Here is a 21,348-nt window from a genome sequence, read left to right as displayed (position 1 = left end):
AAATTAGCGCAAAAATGGCTTATATCTTGTTACCAAAATGAAAAGGCCACCCGGAAACCCGGATGGCCTTTTACAATTCTTAGCTTGCGCGAACGATCAATGCGGCTGCGGCTCCATGCCGCCTTCGGCCTCGCCGTCGCCCTTTGCTTCGCCGTCACCCTTTACTTCACTGGGGCCGTCCTTCTTGGTGCCTGCCTTCGGCACTGCCGAACCACGGCTGCCCGGAGAATCGTCACCCAGGTCGCGGGCGGGCTTCTCGCCCTTCAGCAGGGCCTTGATCTCGTCGCCCGTCAGGGTTTCGTATTCGAGAAGACCTTCGGCAATCGCAACGAAACCATCGTGGTTTTCCGTCAGGATACGGCGCGCCTCGCCATAAGCCTCGTCGATCAGGCGGCGAACTTCCGTGTCGATGGTCTGGGCCGTCGCCTCGGAGACGTTCTTCGACTGCGAGACGGAATGGCCGAGGAAGACTTCCTGCTGGTTTTCACCATAGGACACCTGGCCGAGAGCATCGGAGAAGCCCCATTGCGTGACCATGGCACGGGCAAGCTTGGTGGCCTGCTCGATATCCGAAGAGGCGCCGGAGGTGATGTTTTCCTTGCCGAAGGTCAGTTCCTCGGCAACGCGGCCACCCATCATGATGACGAGACGCGACACCATCCACTTGTAGCTCATGGAGTAGCGGTCGCCTTCCGGCAGCTGCATGACCATGCCGAGCGCGCGGCCGCGCGGGATGATCGTCGCCTTGTGCAACGGATCGGCCACGGCAACCTTCAGCGCGGTGATGGCGTGTCCGGCTTCGTGATAGGCGGTCAGCTTCTTTTCGGCCTCGGTCATGGCGGAGGAGCGGCGTTCCGCACCCATCATGATCTTGTCCTTGGCGTCTTCGAATTCCTGCATGGTGACGACGCGCTTGTTGCGGCGGGCAGCCATCAGGGCGGCTTCGTTGACGAGGTTCATCAGGTCCGCACCTGAGAAACCGGGGGTACCACGGGCCAGAACCTTAAGGTCGACATTCGGCGCCAGCGGCACGTTGCGGATATGCACCTTGAGGATACGCTCGCGGCCAACGATGTCCGGGTTCGGCACGACGACCTGACGGTCGAAACGGCCGGGGCGCAGAAGTGCGGGGTCGAGAACGTCGGGGCGGTTGGTGGCGGCGATGAGGATGATGCCTTCATTCGCCTCGAAACCGTCCATCTCGACCAGCAGCTGGTTCAGCGTCTGCTCGCGCTCGTCGTTACCGCCGCCAAGACCGGCGCCGCGATGGCGGCCGACGGCGTCGATTTCATCGATGAAGATGATGCAGGGCGCATTCTTCTTGGCCTGCTCGAACATGTCACGCACACGGCTTGCGCCGACGCCTACGAACATTTCCACGAAGTCCGAACCGGAAATGGTGAAGAACGGCACATTGGCCTCGCCGGCGACGGAACGCGCCAGAAGCGTCTTACCCGTACCGGGCGGGCCGACGAGCAGCACGCCGCGCGGAATTTTGCCGCCGAGGCGCTGGAACTTCTGCGGATCGCGCAGGAATTCGACGATTTCCTCGAGGTCCTGCTTGGCTTCGTCCACGCCGGCAACATCGTCAAACGTCACGCGGCCATGGGCTTCCGTCAAAAGCTTGGCCTTGGATTTGCCAAAGCCCATCGCACCACGCGAGCCGCCCTGCATCTGCCGCATGAAGAACAGCCAGACGCCGAGAATGAGGAACATCGGCAGAAGCGTGCCGAGATAGCTCAGGAAACCGGAGGAACCGTCGCTTTCAGGACGCGCCACGATGGTGACGTTCTTGCTCTGCAAGCGCTCCATCAGGCTGTCGTCGATGACGGGGGAATAGGTCTGAAAGGCCGTGCCGTTTTCGGTATAGGTTCCGAGAACCCGGTTACCGGTGACGGTCACGTCGCGAACTCGCCCGGAATCCACGTCGCGAAGAAACTGGGAATACGGAATTTCCCGCGAACCCGTTTGCGTCGGCGACGTCTGGAACATGCTGAACAACGCGATCAGCAAGAGGGCAATCACGGCCCACAAGGCGAAATTTCTGAAATTTGGGTTCATCGAACTCCCCGAACTCACACGGGCATATCTGCTGCCCGCTCTTACGTGCCCCTAACATAAGGACGACATCTGCCGTTGCCAAGGCAAAGCGCATTATCTGATGCGTTTTGGTGTAAAAACTATTCCAAGGCAATTCACGAAAAAGAGGCCGGATTTAAACCGGGGGCTGTGGATATGCCGTCCGCCCGAATAAATTGGCGATTGCATTCGCCAACTCAAGGTCGAAACGCGACAGGAACAGATCGAAAGGTGCGAGCCTCGGCGTGATGGTGACGGCCTCCGCCCTCGAACCCGGCTCATCGGCCGCTGCGGCAATTTGCGGCAGCCCCGCCATCGCCTGTTTCGCCACCCCGGCCGGTGCTGACGGAAAAAGCGCGGCCGCTTCCGCAGCATCGCTCGCCCTGCGCGCTTTGACGTGCACTGGAAAAGCCGATCCGTTCTTCACGAGGAAACGATCGTCCCACAGTCTCTGTTCATGTGCGCCAATATCAAGCTCCGGCAGATTTCGCTGCTCACGGAACATATAAAGCCCGTCCCGCCGGCGATCGAGCAGGACGCGACCGACCGTCAGTCGCCCGTTTTCAGCCGCTTTAAGAAACCGCAGAACGCGTTCCATGCTGCTTGCAGCTGGAAAATATGCCCTTCCGCCAAGGGTGGCGATCAGCGCCGCCAGCCCATGCCGGAACTCGGGAAGATCGGGATTGACGCCATCGCCCGCCAATCTGGCGAGCGCAGCATGGAAAACCTGTGTGTGACCACGCAGGAAAGCGGCCGTTGTTTCGGAAAGCGCCTGTCTTTTGAGAGAGGTTTCCGCATCGATCCGAACGGGAGAGACGGGAAGCGCCTGCCGTACTCGCACCCTCTCATATCGGGTGTTTTCATTGCTTGGATCCTCAAACCAGCCGCGCGAGCGGGCGGACACATAGTCACGGATCGCCTGCCTCTCACACGTCAGGAACGGCCGCATGATCCAGTGGCGGCCATCGTATAAGACCGCATCCGCCATGCCGGAGAGACCGAGATTGTCAGAGCCGCCGCTGCGGGCGGCGCGCATCGCCACGGTTTCGCGCTGGTCGCCGATTGTATGTCCCGTCACGACAAGATCGGCGCCGGTCTCGCGGGCGACATCGGCAATCAGGCGGTAGCGGGCAAGTCGGGAGGCTTCGGAAAGGCCGGAGGCCGGTTTGGCGCCATCCCATCGGCGGGTGAAATGGGGGATGTCGAGTTCGGCGCAGAGCGCCGCCACCTTGCGCGCCTCATCGGCGGATTCCGCTCTCAGCGCATGGTCTACGGTGACGGCGGAAAGGCGCAAGCCATCCCGATCCGTATCCGCCATTGCCTCATGCAAGGCCAGCAACAGACCGGTGGAATCACTGCCTCCGGAGATTGCGACGAGGATATGGGCGGGTGTGTGGAGATTTTTGACAAAAGACCTTGCCGCCGCAAGCGGCGCAACAGTCTTTTCGTTCAGAATGCGGGCATCAACCGGCATGGAAATACCCGCGATAGCAGGAAAAAATCAGCAGCTCAGCCGTTTCTGTTCGCTGGCAACCTTGCTCAGCACGGTCTTGGAAGCATTGGGATAACGCTTCGGCACCTCGCGCAGCGTGGCGCAGGCGGTTTCGGTATTGTCGAGAGCGGCAAGCGACATGCCGAGCTTCATCAGCATTTCCGGCGCCTTCGGAGATTTGCCATAGGCCTGATGGCCGTTCAGGAAGGTCTTTGCGGCCTCATTGAACTTGCCCTGGGAATATTGCGCTTCGCCCAGCCAGAAGCTCGCATCCGCGGCCTTCGTGCCCTTGGGATAACCCTGCAGATATTGCTGGAACCCCTGTTCCGCCAGCTTGTAATCACCGGAAAGAACATGGCCGTAAGCGGCCTGATAAATATCGCCCTCGCTGGTCAGCGCCGCAGTATTGACCGGATCGGTCTTGCGGGTGCCGTTACCGGTGGTGACGCCCGGAAGGCTGGCGGAGGAATTATTAGCGCCCTGATTCAACGTGCCGCCAACCGGCATTCCCTTGGAATCGAGCTCGATGGAGCCGAGCGTCGTCTCTCCCGGTGCGCCTGTCGGGGCGGTGGAGGGAGCAGACGGAGAAACGGAAGCGCCACCCTCGGGTGGCGTTTCGATGATCGTTGCAACGTCGTCGGTCGGCGGTGAGGCCGGATTGACCGGACTGGCTTCCGCCTTCTTTTTCGGCGCAGCGGTCGGGCTTGCACCCTTGCCGCCAGCATTGCCGCTCTCCAGTTCCTGGAAGCGGAACTCATTGTCTTCCTGCGCCTTGCGGATCGTTTCCTGCATCTGCAGAAGCTGGAAGCTCATTTCTTCGATACGGCCGTTGAGCTGCCGGATCTGTTCTTCAAGCTGCTGAACCCGATAGGCTTCATTGGCCTGAACCCGGACGACCGGGGGCTGCTGCTGAGAGTTGATCGTGCCGAAGCTACCCCCCGCACCGAACAGCGGACCCGAAACGGCGATGCCGCTCAAGCCGGTGCAGGCTGCAAGCCCCAGCATTCCCGCCACGACAAGTTTCTTCATCTCATTCGTCCTGCCTTAACTGATTTGCACCGGAATGGCGCAAGCCGGATTTTTTCCATATCAACCGAAAAAGCAACTTAACTTCGGCCAAACTATGAAAAAAACAAAAGGCGGCCCAAAGACCGCCTTTCATTCAAGATCACAATAACGTCAGGCAATCACATGCCCGCGCCACCGAGAACCGTCACGGCGCGGCGGTTCTGCGACCAGCAGGAGATGTCGTCGCAAACGGCGACCGGCTTTTCCTTGCCGTAGGAGATCGTCTTCATGCGGTTTGCAGGAACACCCTGGGAAGCCAGGAAGTCGCGGGTTGCAGCCGCACGACGGGCGCCGAGCGCCAGGTTGTATTCACGCGTGCCGCGTTCGTCGGCATGGCCTTCAACGGTGATGGCGTAGTTCGGATAACGGGCGAGCCACTGAGCCTGGCGCTGCAGGGTCTGCTGGGCGTCGGCGCGGATCGAGGTGGAGTCGGTGTCGAAGAAGATACGGTCGCCGACGTTTACCGTGAAGTCCTGCTGGGAGCCCGGCGTTGCGGAGCCCGCGCCACCAAGGCCAAGTTCACCGGCGCTGTTCGGCATGTTCTTCTTGTTCGCGCAGCCTGCGAGGGCAAGCGCGAGCGTCATGGCGATGACAGCCGGGTTACGGGCCAGTTTCTGCATGGGGCTGAGTGCCGAAATGTGTGTACGGCTCATCGCCGGTCTCTCCTTAGGATTTCAATAACGTTGCCGGACACTAACTGATCGCGGTTAATAGCCGGCAAACGCTTATGGTTAACAGAAAGGAAATGTCCCATTTTTTTGCTCCCTCACAACAGTTTGCGGCAAGAAAGAGGCGCACTTCCCCATGGCATCAAGTAAAACATGACGGCGCCGGTTCATGCCGGCGCCGTCATGGCAGTCATATCAGTCCAGAAGCGGCGACCATGCCGGATCCGAAGCGAAAGTCGGCGTCTTGATGAGCTGTTCGTTGTAGCCCGTCAGGTCGATCGAATAGAGCTGCGGACCGCCTGCACCGGCGTTCTGACGGAAGAACATCAGCACGCGGCCGTTCGGCGCCCAGGTCGGGCCTTCATTGTGGAAACCGCTGGTCAGGATGCGCTCGCCCGAACCGTCGGTCTTCATCACGCCGATCGAGAACTTGCCGCCCGACTGCTTGGTAAAGGCGATCAGATCGCCGCGCGGCGACCAGACCGGCGTGGAATAGGAACCATCGCCGAAGGAAACGCGCTGCTGGCCGGAACCATCGGCATTCATGACGTAAATCTGCTGGCGGCCGCCACGGTCGCTTTCGAAGGCGACGCGCTGCCCATCCGGCGAATAGGACGGCGCCGTATCGATCGCCGACGTGTTCGTCAGCCGCGTCGTGGTGCGAGAGCGCAGGTCCATCGTGTAGATATTGGCGTTGCCATCCTGCTGCAGGCTCATGATGACCTTCTGGCCATCCGGCGAGAAGCGCGGCGAGAAGGTCATGCCGGGGAAATTACCGACAACTTCGCGCTGTCCGGTTTCCAGCTGCAGCAGATAAACGCGCGGCTGCTGGCCTTCGAAGGACATGTAGGTCACTTCCTGACGGTTCGGCGAGAAACGCGGCGTCAGGACGATGTCGTTCGAGTTGGTGAGGTTACGGACGTTGAAGCCATCCTGGTCCATGATCGAGAGCTGGCGCTTGCGGGCCGTCTTCGGGCCGCTTTCAGAGACGAAAACGACGCGGGTGTCGAAGTAGCCCTTTTCACCGGTGATGCGCTCATAGATGGCGTCGGCGATGATGTGGGCGACGCGGCGCCAGTTTTCAGGCTGGGTAAAGAACTGCTGGCCAGTCATCTGCTGGTTGGCGAACGTATCCCACAGGCGGAATTCGGCGCGCAGGCGGCCATCGCTTTCACGCGTGACACGGCCGGTCACGAGCGCCTGTGCGTTGATGACCTTCCAGTCCTCGAAACGCGGCTGCTGATCCGGATTGCTGATCTTTTCGATAAAGGCGTTCTTGTTGACCGGCGCAAAAAGGCCGGAACGCTGCAGGTCGGCGGCAATAACCGCGGAAACCTGCGCGCCGATGCCGTCGCTCGACATGAAGTCGGTGATGGCGATGGGCAGCGGCTCGACATTGCCCTTGTTGATGTTGATTTCCACCCGCGCAAAAGCCGGTGCGGAGAAAACCGACATGAGGGCCGCGACAGCGAGCACCAGCCGGATCGGCGAAAATATCTTCATGTTGCCAGGCCTTTCAGCATTCATAGCAATTCACTGGGATCGAAGTTCACGACAACTTCGTTCCATGCGTCATATTTGTCGGCAGGAAGGTTGGTGAACGGAGCAGAACGCATGATGGCGCGATAGGCTCCGCCGGAAAGAGCACGGCGCGTCCCTTCGGAACCGCCGGTCGCCTCGATCTCGGGCCGACCGATGATGGTTCCATCACGGTCGAGCTTCATGGTGACCCGGACGCGAACGTCCGAGGCATCCGCCATGCCGGGAATGATCTGCCAGTTCTTCTGGATCGCGCCACGCAGCGCATCCATTTCCGTCTGGCTGAGCGTCGAACCGCCCGTCGTCTTCTTGCCGCCAAGCGAAGCCTGCTGGGTGGAGCGCTTGGCGCCGCCGCCCGAAGGCGCCTGCTTGTTCAAAAGCGCGGCGATATCGTCAGCGTTAAAATCGCTTTCCTTCGAGGAGGCCGATTTCGCAGTCTCCTGCTTCTTCTCGCCGGGCTTCTTGTCGGAAGGCTTGTCGGTGGACTTCGCCTGATCGGGCTTGGTCTCGGCCGGTTTTTCCGCGGGCTTCTGCTCGGCAGGCTTGGTCTCGGCCTGCTTCGGCTCTTCCGGCTTCGGCGGCTCGGGACGGGAATTCGGACGCGGCACGTTCTGCGGCACGGGGATTTCGGCCGGTTCCTGCTGCGCGGGCGGCGGCTCCTCGGCCTTGGTTTCCTGCTGCGGCGGCTCCGTCTTCGGCTGCGGCGCGATCTCGGGCTTGGTCTGCGGCAAGGCAGCCATTTCCTGCGGCTTCGGAGCCGAGGTTTCTTCCTTGACGATTTCCTTTACCTCGTTCGCCTTGGTGTCGACGACGGGTTGCGGCTTTTCCTGCTTCGGCGGGGCAGCAGCGCTGATATTGTCGTTAGGCTTGGTGGTCGGCGTCGGCGGCGCGTCAAGATCGACCGTGTTGTTGCCGACATTCTGGGCGTTCTCGACGATATCCGGACGCGTGGTCGGAACGGGGGCCGACTTCTCTGCTTTCGGCGCGTTCTTGTCGCCCTGCTGGATCTGGCTCAGCTCCTCGATGGGCACCAGTTCCACCGGCAGGGCCTCGGCCTGCGAAACGTCAAGCGGCTCCGGCGAGCCCAGGGAAACGAGGGCGAAAGCCAGAAGCGACGCATGCACGATCGCGGATGTGGTAAGGCTGCCCTTCATCGTTTTACGTCAATTGTCCTGTTTCTGCTGGGTCACAAGGCCGATATTCTTGAAGCCCGCCGCCTGGATGCGCGCCATCACATCGGCAACGACGCCGTAAGCGGCAACGGAATCCGCGCGCACGAAGATGCGCTCGTTATAACCTGTCGTGGCGATTGCCTGCAGCTTGTCGGCCACTTCGGCCGCCTGGATTTCCGTTTCCTGCAAATGGATCTGGCCATTGGCATTGACGGAAATGGTGATCGGCTGCGTGTCCGAGTTCAGCGCATTGGCGGATGTCTGCGGCAGATCGATCGGCACGCCGACCGTCATCATCGGCGCTGCCACCATGAAGATGATGAGCAGCACGAGCATGACGTCGACCAGCGGCGTCACGTTGATCTCGCTGATCGCGCCGCCCCTGCGTCGTCCGCCGCGCCCCCGGCGTCCACCGGAACCGCCGCCGCTGCCACCTGCTGACATACCCATATCATCTACTCCATTTTGCCTTGCGGCAAATTACTGCACAGCATGCGGCCGCTTACTGGGCGGCCTGCCGCGTCTGAAGTTTTTCATCGATCTGGCGCGACAGGATCGCGGAGAACTCGTCGGCGAAACCTTCCATGCGGGCGGAAAGCTTGTGCGCGTCGGCCGTGAACTTGTTGTAGGCGATAACCGCGGGAATAGCCGCGACAAGGCCGATGGCCGTCGCCAGAAGCGCTTCGGCGATACCCGGCGCCACGACCGCAAGGTTGGTCGACTTCGAACCGGCAATCGCCTGGAACGAGGTCATGATACCCACAACCGTACCGAAGAGACCGATGAAGGGACCGGCCGAACCGATGGTGGCGAGCGAACCGAGGCGCGCCTCGTACTGTTCGCTTTCACGCGCCATGGTCACGTCCATCGCCCGGTCGATGCGCATCTGCAGACCAATGGGCGAACGTGCGCCGCGCTCGAAGGATTTCTTCCATTCGCGCATGGCGGAAACGAAAATCGCCGCAAGACCGCCATTCTGGCGTTCCGCCAGCGTACGATAAAGCTCTTCGAGCGACTGACCCGACCAGAAGACCTGTTCGAACTGGTCGAACTGGCGCCTTGCCTTGCCGAAGCTCACATATTTGTCAAAGACGATCGCCCACGTCCAGACCGAGGCGGCGATAAGTCCGATCATCACGAGCTTCACGATGAGGCCCGCCTGCATAAACAGTGCCCAGAGACTTACATCGTGCGTCGCCGCTGCCAAACCTGCCTGTTCCATAAATATCCAATCCCCGAATCCAAACGCCCGGTACGGGACCGGGCGATTCAAACGCGTGTTAACGCTCGAAGTCCTGCGGCAACAGCCGCCAACCCCTTAGCCATACCCCGATACTTGCCAGTAAGCCTTACTTGCCAATAAATTTGGTGAAAGGAAGGCGTGCGCCGCACAAATGCCAGTTGCTAAAGTAAGACACCATTATGGTTAAAGGAGTGTTACAGCCGGGCCACGCGGGATGGATTTACTGGATGCGGTCGCCAATTACTTCAGGAATTTTTCCGCCACGGTCTCCGGAAGACGCCTCGGGCGACCATTGGCATTGATGACGGCGATGATGACCTTGGCGGCGACCAGCAGCGTTTCGCCACGCCGGATTTCCTGACTGAGCACCATTTTCGCGCCACCGGCCTTCTCGGTGATGGTGGTGATCGTCAAGACGTCATCCATCCGCGCCGGGCTTTTGAAATCGATCTCCATGCGATGAACGACGAAGACCAGACCTTCTTCGTCAGCGGTCAGAAGCGCGCTCTGTTCGCAGCCGAGGCAACGCAGATAATCGGTGCGTCCGCGCTCGAGAAAATGCAGATAGCGGGCGTGATAAACGAGGCCGGAGAAATCCGTATCCTCGTAGTAGACACGCTGCGTCAGGCGGTGGCCATGTTCGATAAGCTCACCCGAAAGCGAAACCACAAGCTCGCTCATACTATCTCCTTATTTCGACTGCATCAGGACGTCCTTCGCGGACGATAAGATGCTCATGCCGTTGCGGCAGCGCCTCAATACGCTCCGCGATGAAACGGGGCCTCAGATCGCTCTTCAGAAGTGCTGAAGGCTGCGCGGGCAGCCAGCGGAACTCCACCTCGACGCCATCCAGCACCCGATGCACGATATCGCTTTCATGGAACGGCAGAGGCTGGTGAAGCGAAACGAGATAATAAAATCCCAGCTCATGCGCCGCAAAATCGTCATAGGCGAAAAAACTCTCGGCCGACCAGAGGAGACGCTCGACCGAGCAATCCCGGTCAAGCTCCTCGCCGATCTCGCGGATGATGGTTTCCTGCGAGCTTTCGCCGATTTCGGCACGCCCACCGGGCAAGGCCCAGTAGCTGTCCTTCGCGCCGCGCTGGACGAGAACATGACCGTTCTGAAAGATCAGCGCCGCCACGCGCATGCTGAAAAGCTGCGGTTTCCGGTCCAGCCGGATCATGTGGCGTTCGGGGGCAGAGGTCATTTATCGTCCAGATCGCCGTCATGCCAGACGAGGTGTCTCGTGGCCTTCGGCAGGTGCTCTATTTCGTCGGCGATGAAATAGGGCGGAATATCAAGCTCCGTCAATGCCTGACGGGTTGCGGCGACCCAGCGGAACTCCAGTTCGTTGTCGCCGTCCTGAACGCGGTGAATGATATCGGTCGGATGAAAGGCCAGCGTCTCCGGCAGGTCCATCAGGTAATAGAAGCCGAGTTCGTGCCAGTCCTTGCCCTCGTAGTGGAAGAAATTTTCGACTGCCCAGAGAAGCCGCCCGATCTTCGCCTCGACGCCAAGCTCTTCCACCATTTCGCGCGCCAGCGTTTCTTCGGAGCGCTCGCCCATTTCGGCGCGACCGCCCGGAAAGGTCCAGAATTTTTCATGCGACGCTCGGTGTACCAGCACGTGGCCATCGCGAAACGCCAGTCCCGCCACCCGCATCTGGAAAATGCGCTTCGGCTTGAACTTCATGCGGATGCGGGTGTCCTGCTTGGTATCGTGTGTCATGGCGCTGACCTGTGGGCTGGAAACATCAAATCGGTTTCCGTCCACCCTAACGCATCCATCTCTTCTTTTCTTGCCTTTGCGTCATCTCCCACAATGAATTCATCCAGTTGCGGCGGCTTGACCACGGTGCCGGACAACATGGCATGCGCCTGCCCCCGATGATGCGTCTGGTGCTGGAAGAGATGGGACAGGATATCGTCGCAGCGATCTTGCTGGATGCGCGTGCCGCGGTGAATATTGACGTTAGCCGCAAGGCCGTCTTCATCGAGACTGTCGACAAATGCGATCAGCACCTCGTCCAATTCCGTCTGGGCGACACGCAGATCCGCCATGGTGGCGAAAGGCTCATCTTCGGCAAAGGCCGCAAGACCGAGCGTGCCGCCCTGCAGGGCATCGATATAAAACCGGTCGACGGTGTAGATGTGATTCAGCGTCGCCCTGAGCGTCGGAAAGAAACTGACTCGGGAAGCCACAAACGCTTCCTGCGAAAGCTGAAGACAGGCCCGATGCAGCCGAAAATTGGCCAGCCGGTTGTTGCGCGCGAGTTTGCGGAAGACCCGCAGCGGATCGTAAGACATGAAGGCTCCTCCATTGCCGCCGAAGGACGGCATCGTTCAATCGACGCGCTCAAGCTCCGATCTGCTTTTCAGAACCCTGGCGCCGTCTTCCTGCTCGATCAGATAGGCAGGCTCCTGCCTGCTCGCTTTCCGCTTTATTCTGGAGCCGGCGATGGTGCGTTCGACATCATCCGTGAAAGTCTCGACGATTTTACCTTCACCCGTGCCATCGCCCCAGTTCCACCGAACCTTCGTGCCCTTGCGATACACCGGCATAATCATCTCCGTGCCAAAGACGATCAAATGCCGGCACACCGGGCTTGTTCCCTCAATCCTCCTCCAGCGTCAGCCGGAACTGCGCCGCCTCGATATCCTTTGGCGGCTGCATTCCCAGATGTTTCCAGGCCGTGCCGGTCAGAATGCGGCCGCGCGGCGTGCGCTGGATGAAGCCCTGCTGGATCATATAGGGTTCGATAATATCCTCGATGGCATCGCGCGGCTCCGAAAGGCCGGCGGCGATGGTTTCGATGCCAACCGGGCCTCCGCCGAAATTGACCGCGATCATGGTGAGATACCGCATGTCGAGCTGGTCGAGGCCCATTTTGTCGACCAGCAGCCGGGTCAAAGCCTCATCGGCGATCTCGCGGGTAACGGCTTCCGCCCGCGCCACCTCGGCGAAATCGCGCACCCGGCGCAATAGCCGGCCGGCGATGCGCGGCGTACCGCGCGCGCGCCTTGCCACCTCGCGCGCCCCCTCGTCGGTCATGTTCAGCCCCATCAGCCGCGCGCCGCGCCGTACGATCAGTTCCAGTTCGTCGACAGTGTAGAAAGCCAGCCGGACGGGAATGCCGAAACGGTCGCGCAGCGGCGTCGTCAAAAGCCCCAGACGGGTCGTCGCAGCGACAAGGGTGAATTTGGAAAGATCAATCTTCACCGAGCGCGCCGCCGGTCCTTCGCCGATGATGAGGTCGAGCTGGAAATCCTCCATTGCCGGATAGAGTATTTCCTCCACCGCCGGGTTGAGACGGTGGATTTCATCGATGAAGAGTACGTCGCGCTCCTCGAGATTGGTCAGAAGCGCTGCAAGATCGCCCGCCTTGGCGATGACGGGGCCGGAGGTGGATTTGAAGTTGACGCCAAGCTCCTTGGCCATGATCTGCGCCAGCGTGGTCTTGCCGAGACCGGGCGGGCCGACGAACAACACGTGATCCAGCGCTTCGCCACGGTTCTTGGCCGCCTCGATAAATACCTTGAGATTGGCGCGGGCCTCCGCCTGGCCGGTAAAATCGTCCAGCGATTGCGGACGCAGGGTGGTGTCGATGTCCTCACCGCGCTTGTCCGCCGAAATCAGTCTGTCCGCATCGCTCATTCAGGGCATTCCATTGTTCTAAACGAATTCATGAGGTGGTCTTCGCCGCTATATCATGACTGTCACGCCAAGGCGCTTCACGAAATTCAACATCGCGCCCGAACACCATGTGTACCGCGCCCGGCCTACCGCGAAAGCTCTTTCAGCCCGAGCCGGATCAGCTTGGCGCTGTCGCCGCCCTCCCCGCCGTTCTTCAGCGCGGCGGCAACCGCATTGGCGGCCTGGTCGCGCGAGTAGCCGAGATTGGTGAGCGCGGAAACGGCATCCGCCACCGGCGCGGATGCGACACCTTCGCCAAGCTCCTGCTTGAGGCCGATCGAGGCGGAGGCCTCTCCTGCGAAGGCCGGTGCCTTGTTGCGAAGCTCGGTCACGAGGCGCACCGCCACCTTCGGCCCGACGCCCGGCGCGCGCGAGATCATCGTTTTGTCCTGTAGCGCGATGGCATTCGCCAGTTCGGAGGGCGACAGCGTGGAAAGAACGGCCAAGGCCACTTTCGAGCCCACGCCCTGCACGCTCTGCAAAAGGTTGAACCATTCCCGCTCGAGCGCCGAGAGAAAGCCGAAGAGCTTCAGCTGGTCTTCACGCACATAGGTTTCGATGAACAGCACCACCGCCTCCCCGACGGAGCCGATTTTCGACAGCGTGCGCGCCGAACAATAGGCGACGTAACAGACGCCGTGCACATCCACCAGCACATAGTCCGCGCCGATTTCCTCGATGCTGCCCTTCAATTTTCCGATCATGATGCCGCCCGCTGCAATGAGACTTTAAATATTCAACCGGCCGCCAGCAGTCGCCGCATCCTGTCACCGCCGCGATTATGGGCGTGGCAGATTGCGATGGCGAGCGCGTCCGCCGCATCGTTACCCTTGAATTCGGCCTTCGGCATCAGGATTTTCAGCATCATGTGAATTTGCTGCTTTTCGCCGTGCCCAACACCGATCACGGCCTTCTTGACCGCGTTCGGCGCATATTCGAAGACCGGCAATCCTGCACGTGCCGGAACCAGCATGGCGATGCCACGTGCCTGACCGAGTTTCAGGGTCGCAACCGCATCTTTGTTCACGAAAGTCTGCTCCACCGCCGCTTCATCGGGCTGATGGCTGTGCACGATATCCGCCAGCCCATCATGCAGCTGGCAGAGCCGGAAGGCCAGATCCATATCGCCGTCCGACGTCACCGTGCCGGAGGCGACAAACCGCAGGCTGTTGCCCAGGGTGTCAATCACCCCCCAGCCGGTGCGCCTTAATCCGGGGTCAATGCCGATGATTCGAATCGTCTTTTGCATGAGGCACCTTATCTTTCCGGCTGCGACCCTGCCAGCGATAAGTGAACAAAACGACAACATTCATCAAATTTGCGGTGCAGCATTTACCTCTGCTTAAACCGCGTACCGCATTGTTCCCCCCACAAAATAAAAAAAGGGGAGCTGCGGACATGATGATCCGCAGCATATCTGAGCCATATCAGCCATCCGGTGGCGCCACATGCATGGCGCGGGAACTGATACGGCATTGGGGGCTGCATCAGCCATGCTGAACCGTTTTCATTCCATATCCACCAAAGTGCTGGCGATTTTCCTGGCGCTGATGGCGATCTCGACCGGGGCTCTGACACTTCTCGGTTATCAGAGCAGCAGCGGCGTTCTCGAAGAACAGGCGTCGAAATCCATGGAGAGCATTCTCGTCTTTCGCGGCGACATGCTCCGGGAGCGTCTTGAGCAACTGAAAACGCAGGCGGATTCCATCGCCAAGATCGAATCCCTGCAAATGGCTGTCGTTTCCATGCGCAGCGGCTGGGCGACCGTGCAGAAAAACTCCGGTGACGCGAAGGCGGAACTGCAGCGCGTCTTCGTCAAGGAAAACCCCTTCGGCGAAAAGGAAAAGCTGATCAAGCCGGAAAGCCCGAGCGGCTTTTATTACTCCACCCATGAAAAAACCCAGACGGATATTGGCGGTTATCTGCAGGGAACGCCGTTCAGCGACGTTCTCTTCATCGATCCCGCAGGCACGGTCTACTACTCTTACCTGAAAGGATCGGCTTTCGGGGAAACCGTCGCAGGCGGCGCCTGGGCGGAAAGCGGCCTCGGCGCGGCTTTCGCGCGTGGTGCCGCGAATGCCGAAAAGGCCGTAAACGACGTGGCGCAGACCAGCTTCTCCGGCCTGCGCATCGATGCCGCCACGAAAGAAGCCGGCATTTATTTCGGCGTTCCAGTCGTCAAGTTCGGCGCTTTCAAGGGCGTCGTCCTCTTCCGGGTCAAGGAAGAGGTCTTCAGCCAGATCCTCACGAAGGGTGTGACGGCCGGCAGTTCCGAACAGTCGGCAATCGTTTCCGCCGATGGCAAGGTTATCGGCGTGGAGGGCAACAGGCTGGTCGGCCTCGATCCAGCAATCTATGGCTTCCATGGACAAGCGCTGAATACGACGGGCATGACGATTGCCAAGATCGACCGCGCCGATGGCGAGGCCAATGCCTATGCCCGCCCCTTCTCCTTTGCCGGGGAAAAATATCTCGCGGTGGAAAGCATGCTGCGCAGCGAATTGAATGCGGGCTCGGTTTCGATTGCCGGCACGCTTGCCGTGATCGGCCTTTGCGTTCTGGCGGCCATGTGCGCGGCGACGGCCTTCTTTGCGCGACGCCTGTTCGCACCGCTGGAAAAGCTTGCAGGATTGACAGGCGAAGTGGCCGCAGGCCGTCTCGATGCGGAGATCGGCAATCAGGACCGAAAGGACGAGATCGGCCGCATGGCGCAGGCGCTCGGCAGTTTCCGCGAAAAGCTCATCCTGCAGCGTGACATGGAAGAAACCGCATCGCGCACGCGGGAGGAAGCCGAAACGGCCCGCCGCGCGCATCTTGCGGAACGGGAGGCCGAGGCCGGCACCCTGCAGATGGTCGTGCATTCCCTGGATGAAGGTCTGGACCGGCTGGCGAACGGCAACCTCGCCTATCGTATCGAAACCGTCTTCCCCGACGATCTCGAAAGCCTGCGTCATAACTTCAACACGGCGCTTTCCCGGCTCAGCGAAACCATGCAGGCCATCGGCGGCAACTCCGCCGCAGTTCGTGGCGGTTCCGAGGAAATGCGGGTGGGCGCCGACCAGCTCGCCGAACGCACCGAGCGGCAGGCAGCTTCCATCACCGAAACGGCAAGCGCCATCAAGGCGATCACGGAGGCCGTCCGCGACCAGATCGAACGCGCCGAACAGGCAACGCGGATCGCCCGGGACGCCAGCGCGGAGGCCACGGCATCCAGCCGCGTCATGGAGCAGACCATCGCCGCCATGGAGGCGATCCAGACCTCGTCGCGCCAGATCAACCAGATCATCGGCGTCATCGATGAAATCGCCTTCCAGACCAACCTTCTCGCCCTCAATGCCGGCGTGGAGGCGGCCCGTGCGGGCGAAGCCGGCAAGGGCTTTGCGGTCGTGGCGCAGGAGGTGCGCGAACTGGCGCAGCGTTCGGCAGCGGCCGCAAAGGAGATCACCAGCCTGCTGAAGCGCTCCACCGACGAGGTTTCCGCCGGCGTAGCGCTGGTGGAAAAAGCAGGCACGTCGCTTTCCGGCATCGGCAAGCACGTGCAGACCATCAGCGCGCGCATCGAGGAGATCATGGACTCCACCCGCGAGGAAGCGCACACGCTCTCGGAAATCAACAGCACCGTCGCAGGCCTCGACACCATGACCCAGCAGAATGCCGCCATGGTGGAAGAAACGACGGCCGCCATTCACAATCTCGCCTCCGAAGCGGGTGAAATGGATGGCAGGCTTGGACAATTCACGCTGGCTTCCGACCGGGATGCGGCAGGTCATCGCGACGCCCGACAAATTCGGCGGGCAGGCTGAAAAAGCAAAGGGGCCTCTTCGGAGGCCCCAATTTTTTTGAACCATCCTTCAATTCTGCGCGACTTCACTGGTAAATCGGGACACGCGTCTTACATCCGCAGCAAAGATTTAAATTTCGCAGGAGCGTCGGATGATCCCCTTTTCCATTCTCGACCTTTCGCCCATCGGCGAAGGCGAGAGCGTCAGCGAGGCGCTTGAAAATTCCCGCCGAATGGCGATCAAGGCCGAAGAACACGGCTATAACCGCATCTGGCTGGCGGAGCACCACGGCATGCCGGGCATTGCCAGTGCTGCAACATCGCTGGTCATCGCCCATGTGGGCGCGGCCACGAAACATATCCGCGTCGGCTCCGGCGGCATCATGTTGCCCAACCACTCCCCACTCGTCATCGCCGAGCAGTTCGGCACGCTTGCGGCGCTGCTTCCCGGCCGTGTCGATCTCGGTCTCGGCCGTGCGCCCGGAACCGACATGCGCACGGCACGGGCGCTGCGCCGCAATCTCGATGCCGGCGCGGAAAACTTCCCGCATGATATTGTCGAACTCCAGCGTTACCTCGGCCCGCCGCAGCAGGATCAGGCTATTCTCGCTGTGCCGGGCATGAATTCCAACGTGCCGATCTGGCTGCTCGGCTCCAGCACCTATAGCGCGCATCTCGCCGCAGCCCTCGGCCTGCCCTATTCCTTCGCCTCGCATTTCGCGCCTGACATGCTGATGGAAGCGATCCATATCTATCGCGAGCGCTTCCAGCCCTCAGAAGTGCTGGATAAGCCCTATGTGATGGTGGGTGTGATGGGCGTCGGCGCCGATACGGACGAAGAGGCGCAGCATCTCTTCACCTCGTCGCAGCAGCAATTCGTCAACCTGCGCCGCAACGTGCGCACGCAGTTTCCGAAGCCGGTGCACAGCATGGACGATTACTGGAACGAGATGGAGCGTTTCTCTGTCGAACACACACTGCGTTTCGCAGCCGTGGGCTCGCCTGAGACGATCCAGCGCCATCTCGACGGTTTCCTGGCGGAAACGCAGGCGGATGAGCTGATCGTTTCCATGCCGATCCATGACATCGAAAAACGGCTGCGATCCGTGGAGATTTTTGCCGACGTGCGGACCTCCATAAGGAAGGCCGCCTAAACAAAAAGCCCCGGAGCGGATCGCTACCGGGGTTTTTTTGAAACATGAGACGTCAGGCGGAAAGCTTGGCGAGAATTTCTTCGGACACTTCGAAGTTGGAATAGACGTTCTGTACGTCGTCATCGTCTTCGAGATTGTCGATGAGCTTCATCAGCGACTGTGCCTTTTCTTCATCCACCGGCACCGTGTTCTGCGGCTTCCAGATGGCCTTGACGCTTTCGGCTTCGCCCAGCACGCCTTCCAGCGCCTTGGAAACCTCGTTCATCGCTTCGAAACCGCAGATGATGGTGTGACCGTCTTCGGAAGATTCGACGTCGTCGGCGCCGGCCTCGATGGCGGCTTCCATGACCTTGTCGGCATCGCCGACTTCAGCCTTGTAGGAGATTTCGCCGACGCGGTCGAAGGAGAAGGAGACCGAGCCGGTTTCGCCGAGAGCGCCGCCAGCCTTGGTGAAGATGGAGCGAACGTTGGAGGCGGTGCGGTTGCGGTTGTCGGTCAGGGCCTCGACGATGACGGCGACGCCGCCCGGGCCGTAACCCTCGTAGCGGACTTCGTCATAGTTTTCGCCATCCGCACCGGAGGCCTTCTTGATCGCGCGCTCGATATTGTCCTTCGGCATGGACTGGGCCTTGGCGTTCTGGATTGCCAGACGCAGGCGCGGGTTCATGTTCGGGTCGGGCATGCCCGTCTTTGCCGCAACGGTGATTTCGCGCGCAAGCTTGGAAAACATTTTGGACCGCACGGAGTCCTGCTTGCCCTTGCGGTGCATGATGTTCTTGAACTGTGAATGACCAGCCATGGAAAACCTGATTGTCGTAATTTGGAGATTGCGGGCCTTATAAGTGCGATAGCCGCGCCATTCAACCCCGCAAGCGCTTTCTCTTGCCGCAACAACGGAAGGAACTGATTTATCCGCTCTTCGTTCTGATCATGAACGCGGCGGAACAGGGCATTTTTCCTCCGTCGCAGCATGACACCCGAAGGAGAAAACATATGGTCAGCCTGACTGAAGCACGAGAAGCACCGGCCCGCCAGCTCTGGGACGAGATCAATTCCGTCCATGCCGGCATGCTCGGTCTCGAAGGACTGCACAACCACATGCAGCCCATGGCGCCTCATGCTGACCCCAAGACCAACACCATCTGGTTTTTCTCCAAAAAAGACACCGATCTGGTGAAATCGCTGAAATCCGGCTCCCGGGCGCATTTCTGCGTGGTGGGCAAGGACCATGACTACCACGCCTGCCTTTCAGGCATCCTCGAAGCCCGCGACGACAAAGCCAAGATCGACGAATATTGGAACTCGGTCACTGCCGCATGGTACGAACATGGCAAAAGCGACCCGCAACTGACCATGCTGGCGTTGCATGTCGACGATGCCGATATCTGGGCTTCGACGGATAGCACGCTGAAATTCGGCTGGGAAATCGCCAAGGCGAACATGTCGGATGACAAGACGCCTGACGTCGGCGTCCGCCAGCACCTCACCTTTGCCTGAGAAACCACTCCCCCGGTCTTCCCCGCCCGTCGCCATTTTACATGCCTTTTGGCACCAGTATCTGCGGCTGGCGGGGAAGGTTTCTCATCGAAACCCGGATCACCGGATCGGCCGCATAGGCAATTCGGAAACTTTCGCCGAACATCGTCAGAAACTGCTCCAGTGGCGGGCCGGTGCGGTGCATCGGCAGGATCAGCGCGGAGCGCAGGCGCTTGACCACCCGGCTCATGCTGTCTGCCCCCATGGTCAGCCCGCCATCCACCGGCACCATCAACACATCCAGACGGCCGATCTCGGCATAATGCGTATCCGTCAACTCATGATGCAGATGCCCGAGATGGCCGATGCACAGCCCGGCAACCTCGAAGATGAAGATGGAATTGCCGTTCTCCTGAAAGGACTCGTAATCGCCCCAGCGGTTGCGGATGTCGGTTGCGACATTGCGGATATAGACATCGCCCACCAGAACCTTGTGCTCGGCCTTTTCTCCCAGCGTATCGCTCCAGCCATGCAGCACATATTGAATGGCCGGGTCCGGGCTGAGCGTGAAATGCGTCGAATGCGCCCGGTTCATCGTCACCACCGTCGGCGTGACGGGCGGACGATAGACGCCGTTATAATCGGTGGCGATCGTCACACCGCCGGGGCTTTCGATCAGATAGGTGGAATGGCCGATGAAGCTGATCTTCACCTCTTCCTTTGCCGTTGCCTGCGCCAGCTGAACACCCGGCGGATTGAAGCTCGCGAACATGACGCCCGGAATGTTGCTGGCGATCGCCTGGCACTGGCTGACGGGAGGACGGCTCGCCGTCTGGGAGAAGGCCGCTCCCGAACAGGCGATCAGCCCCGTTATTGCAAGCATTAGCACGCGCAGCATCATGCCACTCCCCTGAACTTGCGAAGCTGAGAGGATGGGGCAGGTTTTGGCGAGCGTCCAGTTACAAGAGCAACGGAAGGCTCACCCTCTCGTCATTGTGAACGCTTCGGGGAAGATTAAACCCAGAAGGACGGCAGGGTTTCCGAAAGCCGCGGCCCGATGCGCAGCGGCGCAATCTTTTCCGCCAGTCCGGTTCGGTCGGAAATCTCCACGCCGACACCGCAGATCGTCGCAGGTCCGCTGGCTGCCTCGAAACGGCCCTTCGGCATTTTGGAAATGAAGCGGTTGATCGGCTCTTCCTTCTCCATGCCAAGCGAACTGTCATAATCGCCGCACATGCCGGCATCCGACATATAAGCGGTTCCGCCATTTAATATCTGGGCATCGGCGGTCGGAACATGGGTGTGGGTACCGACAACGAAACTAGCGCGCCCATCGACGAAATGGCCGAAACACTGTTTTTCGCTGGTCGCTTCCGCGTGGAAATCGAAAATAATGGCGTCGGCCTGTTCCTTCAGCGGGCAGGCGGCAAGAATGTTTTCCGCCGACTTGAAGGGATCGTCCAGTTCCGGATGCATGAAGACCCGGCCCATGATGTTGGCAACCAGTATGCGCGCGCCGTTGCGGGCATAAAAAATGCCCGAGCCTTTGCCCGGCGTACCATCCGGATAATTGGCGGGCCGCAGGAACTGGTCGTGGCGCTCACAGAAGGAAACCGCTTCCTTCTGGTCCCAGACGTGGTTGCCGGTCGTCACCACATCGGCGCCGGCATTGATGGTCTCGAGATAGATATCCTCGGTGATACCGAAACCGCCGGCAGCGTTTTCACCGTTGACGATGACGAAATCCAGCTTCAGATCGGAAATCAGCCCCGGCAACCGCTCCCAGACAGCCGTGCGTCCGGTCTTGCCAACCATATCTCCGAGAAAAAGAAGCCTCATTCACCCGCCCCGATCTTGCGCATGTTTCTATATTTCGTCCCCTCTAGTGCATTTCCAGGAAAAGTGGAACCCGGTTTTCCGTCCGGAAATACGACGAAACAAAGAGTTAGAGGGTCTTCGCCATTCAAGGAAAAGTGGAGA

22 protein-coding genes are annotated in these 21,348 nt (G+C 60.2%); 3 read left to right on the top strand and 19 right to left on the bottom strand.

The features are described 5' to 3' along the window. Positions 1-96: 96 nt before the first annotated feature. The 16 genes from ftsH to ruvC form a co-directional block, all read right to left on the bottom strand. Positions 97-2,061 carry an ATP-dependent zinc metalloprotease FtsH gene (gene ftsH / locus EM858_RS01505; protein WP_080819500.1) on the bottom strand — a complete coding sequence of 655 codons (1,965 nt, stop codon included), beginning with the start codon at positions 2,059-2,061 and terminating at the stop codon, positions 97-99. 154 nt (positions 2,062-2,215) lie between these two features. Continuing rightward, positions 2,216-3,553, bottom strand: coding sequence for a tRNA lysidine(34) synthetase TilS (gene tilS, locus EM858_RS01500; protein WP_127755576.1), 1,338 nt, complete (start codon positions 3,551-3,553; stop codon positions 2,216-2,218). A 27-nt stretch (positions 3,554-3,580) separates the two neighbouring features. Continuing rightward, a complete protein-coding gene (gene ybgF, locus EM858_RS01495; protein ID WP_164865266.1) occupies positions 3,581-4,600 on the bottom strand; it encodes a tol-pal system protein YbgF in 1,020 nt (339 codons plus the stop codon). A gap of 158 nt (positions 4,601-4,758) precedes the next feature. Further along, positions 4,759-5,292, bottom strand: coding sequence for a peptidoglycan-associated lipoprotein Pal (pal, locus tag EM858_RS01490; protein ID WP_003506243.1), 534 nt, complete (start codon positions 5,290-5,292; stop codon positions 4,759-4,761). Between the two features lie 210 nt (positions 5,293-5,502). Beyond that, a complete protein-coding gene (gene tolB, locus EM858_RS01485) occupies positions 5,503-6,810 on the bottom strand; it encodes a Tol-Pal system beta propeller repeat protein TolB (protein WP_003523242.1) in 1,308 nt (435 codons plus the stop codon). A gap of 20 nt (positions 6,811-6,830) precedes the next feature. Continuing rightward, the gene (locus EM858_RS01480) at positions 6,831-8,000 is read right to left on the bottom strand and encodes a hypothetical protein (protein ID WP_080819502.1); all 1,170 of its coding nucleotides are present in this window, start codon (positions 7,998-8,000) and stop codon (positions 6,831-6,833) included. Positions 8,001-8,009: 9 nt separating this feature from the next. Next, entirely contained in the window at positions 8,010-8,468 is a 459-nt protein-coding gene (gene tolR, locus EM858_RS01475) for a protein TolR (RefSeq protein WP_003523240.1), read from the bottom strand. Between the two features lie 52 nt (positions 8,469-8,520). Beyond that, the gene (gene tolQ, locus EM858_RS01470) at positions 8,521-9,240 is read right to left on the bottom strand and encodes a protein TolQ (protein WP_003523238.1); all 720 of its coding nucleotides are present in this window, start codon (positions 9,238-9,240) and stop codon (positions 8,521-8,523) included. 261 nt (positions 9,241-9,501) lie between these two features. After that, positions 9,502-9,942: a tol-pal system-associated acyl-CoA thioesterase gene (gene ybgC / locus EM858_RS01465; RefSeq protein WP_127755575.1), complete on the bottom strand. Its 441-nt coding sequence runs from the start codon at positions 9,940-9,942 to the stop codon at positions 9,502-9,504. A gap of 1 nt (position 9,943) precedes the next feature. After that, positions 9,944-10,471 carry an NUDIX hydrolase gene (locus EM858_RS01460; RefSeq protein WP_127755574.1) on the bottom strand — a complete coding sequence of 176 codons (528 nt, stop codon included), beginning with the start codon at positions 10,469-10,471 and terminating at the stop codon, positions 9,944-9,946. Further along, positions 10,468-10,992, bottom strand: coding sequence for an NUDIX hydrolase (locus EM858_RS01455; RefSeq protein WP_080819505.1), 525 nt, complete (start codon positions 10,990-10,992; stop codon positions 10,468-10,470). The genes EM858_RS01460 and EM858_RS01455 overlap by 4 nt, the downstream gene beginning before the upstream one ends. Then, positions 10,989-11,570, bottom strand: a complete 582-nt coding sequence (locus tag EM858_RS01450; RefSeq protein ID WP_127755573.1) for a DinB family protein — start codon at positions 11,568-11,570, stop codon at positions 10,989-10,991. The genes EM858_RS01455 and EM858_RS01450 overlap by 4 nt, the downstream gene beginning before the upstream one ends. Positions 11,571-11,606: 36 nt before the next feature. Further along, positions 11,607-11,825, bottom strand: coding sequence for a DUF2945 domain-containing protein (locus tag EM858_RS01445; RefSeq protein ID WP_127755572.1), 219 nt, complete (start codon positions 11,823-11,825; stop codon positions 11,607-11,609). Between the two features lie 52 nt (positions 11,826-11,877). Continuing rightward, positions 11,878-12,918, bottom strand: coding sequence for a Holliday junction branch migration DNA helicase RuvB (gene ruvB / locus EM858_RS01440; protein WP_059755777.1), 1,041 nt, complete (start codon positions 12,916-12,918; stop codon positions 11,878-11,880). A 125-nt stretch (positions 12,919-13,043) separates the two neighbouring features. Further along, the gene (ruvA, locus tag EM858_RS01435; protein WP_003523218.1) at positions 13,044-13,661 is read right to left on the bottom strand and encodes a Holliday junction branch migration protein RuvA; all 618 of its coding nucleotides are present in this window, start codon (positions 13,659-13,661) and stop codon (positions 13,044-13,046) included. A gap of 32 nt (positions 13,662-13,693) precedes the next feature. Next, positions 13,694-14,206 (bottom strand): crossover junction endodeoxyribonuclease RuvC, encoded by a 513-nt coding sequence (gene ruvC / locus EM858_RS01430; RefSeq protein ID WP_127755571.1) that lies wholly within the window; start codon positions 14,204-14,206, stop codon positions 13,694-13,696. A gap of 244 nt (positions 14,207-14,450) precedes the next feature. On the opposite strand from ruvC, the gene EM858_RS01425 reads away from it, so the two are divergent. Both EM858_RS01425 and EM858_RS01420 read left to right on the top strand, forming a co-directional pair. After that, positions 14,451-16,760, top strand: coding sequence for a methyl-accepting chemotaxis protein (locus EM858_RS01425; protein WP_127755570.1), 2,310 nt, complete (start codon positions 14,451-14,453; stop codon positions 16,758-16,760). 130 nt (positions 16,761-16,890) lie between these two features. Then, positions 16,891-17,892, top strand: coding sequence for an LLM class flavin-dependent oxidoreductase (locus EM858_RS01420; protein ID WP_127755569.1), 1,002 nt, complete (start codon positions 16,891-16,893; stop codon positions 17,890-17,892). A gap of 52 nt (positions 17,893-17,944) precedes the next feature. Here the strand turns inward: EM858_RS01420 and EM858_RS01415 are convergent, their stop codons facing one another. Further along, on the bottom strand, positions 17,945-18,691 hold the full coding sequence (locus tag EM858_RS01415; protein WP_003523214.1) for a YebC/PmpR family DNA-binding transcriptional regulator: 747 nt from the start codon (positions 18,689-18,691) through the stop codon (positions 17,945-17,947). A gap of 194 nt (positions 18,692-18,885) precedes the next feature. Here EM858_RS01415 and EM858_RS01410 point away from each other — a divergent pair, with 194 nt between their 5' ends. Then, the gene (locus EM858_RS01410; protein WP_127755568.1) at positions 18,886-19,389 is read left to right on the top strand and encodes a pyridoxamine 5'-phosphate oxidase family protein; all 504 of its coding nucleotides are present in this window, start codon (positions 18,886-18,888) and stop codon (positions 19,387-19,389) included. Positions 19,390-19,426: 37 nt separating this feature from the next. Here EM858_RS01410 and EM858_RS01405 read toward each other — a convergent pair whose 3' ends face one another. Both EM858_RS01405 and EM858_RS01400 read right to left on the bottom strand, forming a co-directional pair. Then, on the bottom strand, positions 19,427-20,269 hold the full coding sequence (locus EM858_RS01405) for an MBL fold metallo-hydrolase (RefSeq protein WP_127755567.1): 843 nt from the start codon (positions 20,267-20,269) through the stop codon (positions 19,427-19,429). 113 nt (positions 20,270-20,382) lie between these two features. Then, a complete protein-coding gene (locus tag EM858_RS01400) occupies positions 20,383-21,207 on the bottom strand; it encodes a TIGR00282 family metallophosphoesterase (protein WP_003523211.1) in 825 nt (274 codons plus the stop codon). Between the last annotated feature and the right edge of the window lie 141 nt (positions 21,208-21,348).

The organism is Agrobacterium sp. CNPSo 2736 (genome assembly GCF_004005385.1).
Taxonomy (GTDB): Bacteria; Pseudomonadota; Alphaproteobacteria; order Rhizobiales; family Rhizobiaceae; genus Agrobacterium; species Agrobacterium leguminum.
The sequence above is the reverse complement of the archived record's forward strand: the minus strand, read 5'-3'. Positions and strand labels throughout refer to the sequence as shown.

Coding starts and splice junctions, on each gene's coding strand:
- ftsH (WP_080819500.1), bottom strand. CDS start 2,061: ATGAACCCAAATTTCAGAAATTTCGCCTTGTGGGCCGTGATTGCCCTC.
- tilS (WP_127755576.1), bottom strand. CDS start 3,553: ATGCCGGTTGATGCCCGCATTCTGAACGAAAAGACTGTTGCGCCGCTT.
- ybgF (WP_164865266.1), bottom strand. CDS start 4,600: ATGAAGAAACTTGTCGTGGCGGGAATGCTGGGGCTTGCAGCCTGCACC.
- pal (WP_003506243.1), bottom strand. CDS start 5,292: ATGAGCCGTACACACATTTCGGCACTCAGCCCCATGCAGAAACTGGCC.
- tolB (WP_003523242.1), bottom strand. CDS start 6,810: ATGAAGATATTTTCGCCGATCCGGCTGGTGCTCGCTGTCGCGGCCCTC.
- EM858_RS01480 (WP_080819502.1), bottom strand. CDS start 8,000: ATGAAGGGCAGCCTTACCACATCCGCGATCGTGCATGCGTCGCTTCTG.
- tolR (WP_003523240.1), bottom strand. CDS start 8,468: ATGGGTATGTCAGCAGGTGGCAGCGGCGGCGGTTCCGGTGGACGCCGG.
- tolQ (WP_003523238.1), bottom strand. CDS start 9,240: ATGGAACAGGCAGGTTTGGCAGCGGCGACGCACGATGTAAGTCTCTGG.
- ybgC (WP_127755575.1), bottom strand. CDS start 9,942: ATGAGCGAGCTTGTGGTTTCGCTTTCGGGTGAGCTTATCGAACATGGC.
- EM858_RS01460 (WP_127755574.1), bottom strand. CDS start 10,471: ATGACCTCTGCCCCCGAACGCCACATGATCCGGCTGGACCGGAAACCG.
- EM858_RS01455 (WP_080819505.1), bottom strand. CDS start 10,992: ATGACACACGATACCAAGCAGGACACCCGCATCCGCATGAAGTTCAAG.
- EM858_RS01450 (WP_127755573.1), bottom strand. CDS start 11,570: ATGTCTTACGATCCGCTGCGGGTCTTCCGCAAACTCGCGCGCAACAAC.
- EM858_RS01445 (WP_127755572.1), bottom strand. CDS start 11,825: ATGCCGGTGTATCGCAAGGGCACGAAGGTTCGGTGGAACTGGGGCGAT.
- ruvB (WP_059755777.1), bottom strand. CDS start 12,918: ATGAGCGATGCGGACAGACTGATTTCGGCGGACAAGCGCGGTGAGGAC.
- ruvA (WP_003523218.1), bottom strand. CDS start 13,661: ATGATCGGAAAATTGAAGGGCAGCATCGAGGAAATCGGCGCGGACTAT.
- ruvC (WP_127755571.1), bottom strand. CDS start 14,206: ATGCAAAAGACGATTCGAATCATCGGCATTGACCCCGGATTAAGGCGC.
- EM858_RS01425 (WP_127755570.1), top strand. CDS start 14,451: ATGCTGAACCGTTTTCATTCCATATCCACCAAAGTGCTGGCGATTTTC.
- EM858_RS01420 (WP_127755569.1), top strand. CDS start 16,891: ATGATCCCCTTTTCCATTCTCGACCTTTCGCCCATCGGCGAAGGCGAG.
- EM858_RS01415 (WP_003523214.1), bottom strand. CDS start 18,691: ATGGCTGGTCATTCACAGTTCAAGAACATCATGCACCGCAAGGGCAAG.
- EM858_RS01410 (WP_127755568.1), top strand. CDS start 18,886: ATGGTCAGCCTGACTGAAGCACGAGAAGCACCGGCCCGCCAGCTCTGG.
- EM858_RS01405 (WP_127755567.1), bottom strand. CDS start 20,269: ATGATGCTGCGCGTGCTAATGCTTGCAATAACGGGGCTGATCGCCTGT.
- EM858_RS01400 (WP_003523211.1), bottom strand. CDS start 21,207: ATGAGGCTTCTTTTTCTCGGAGATATGGTTGGCAAGACCGGACGCACG.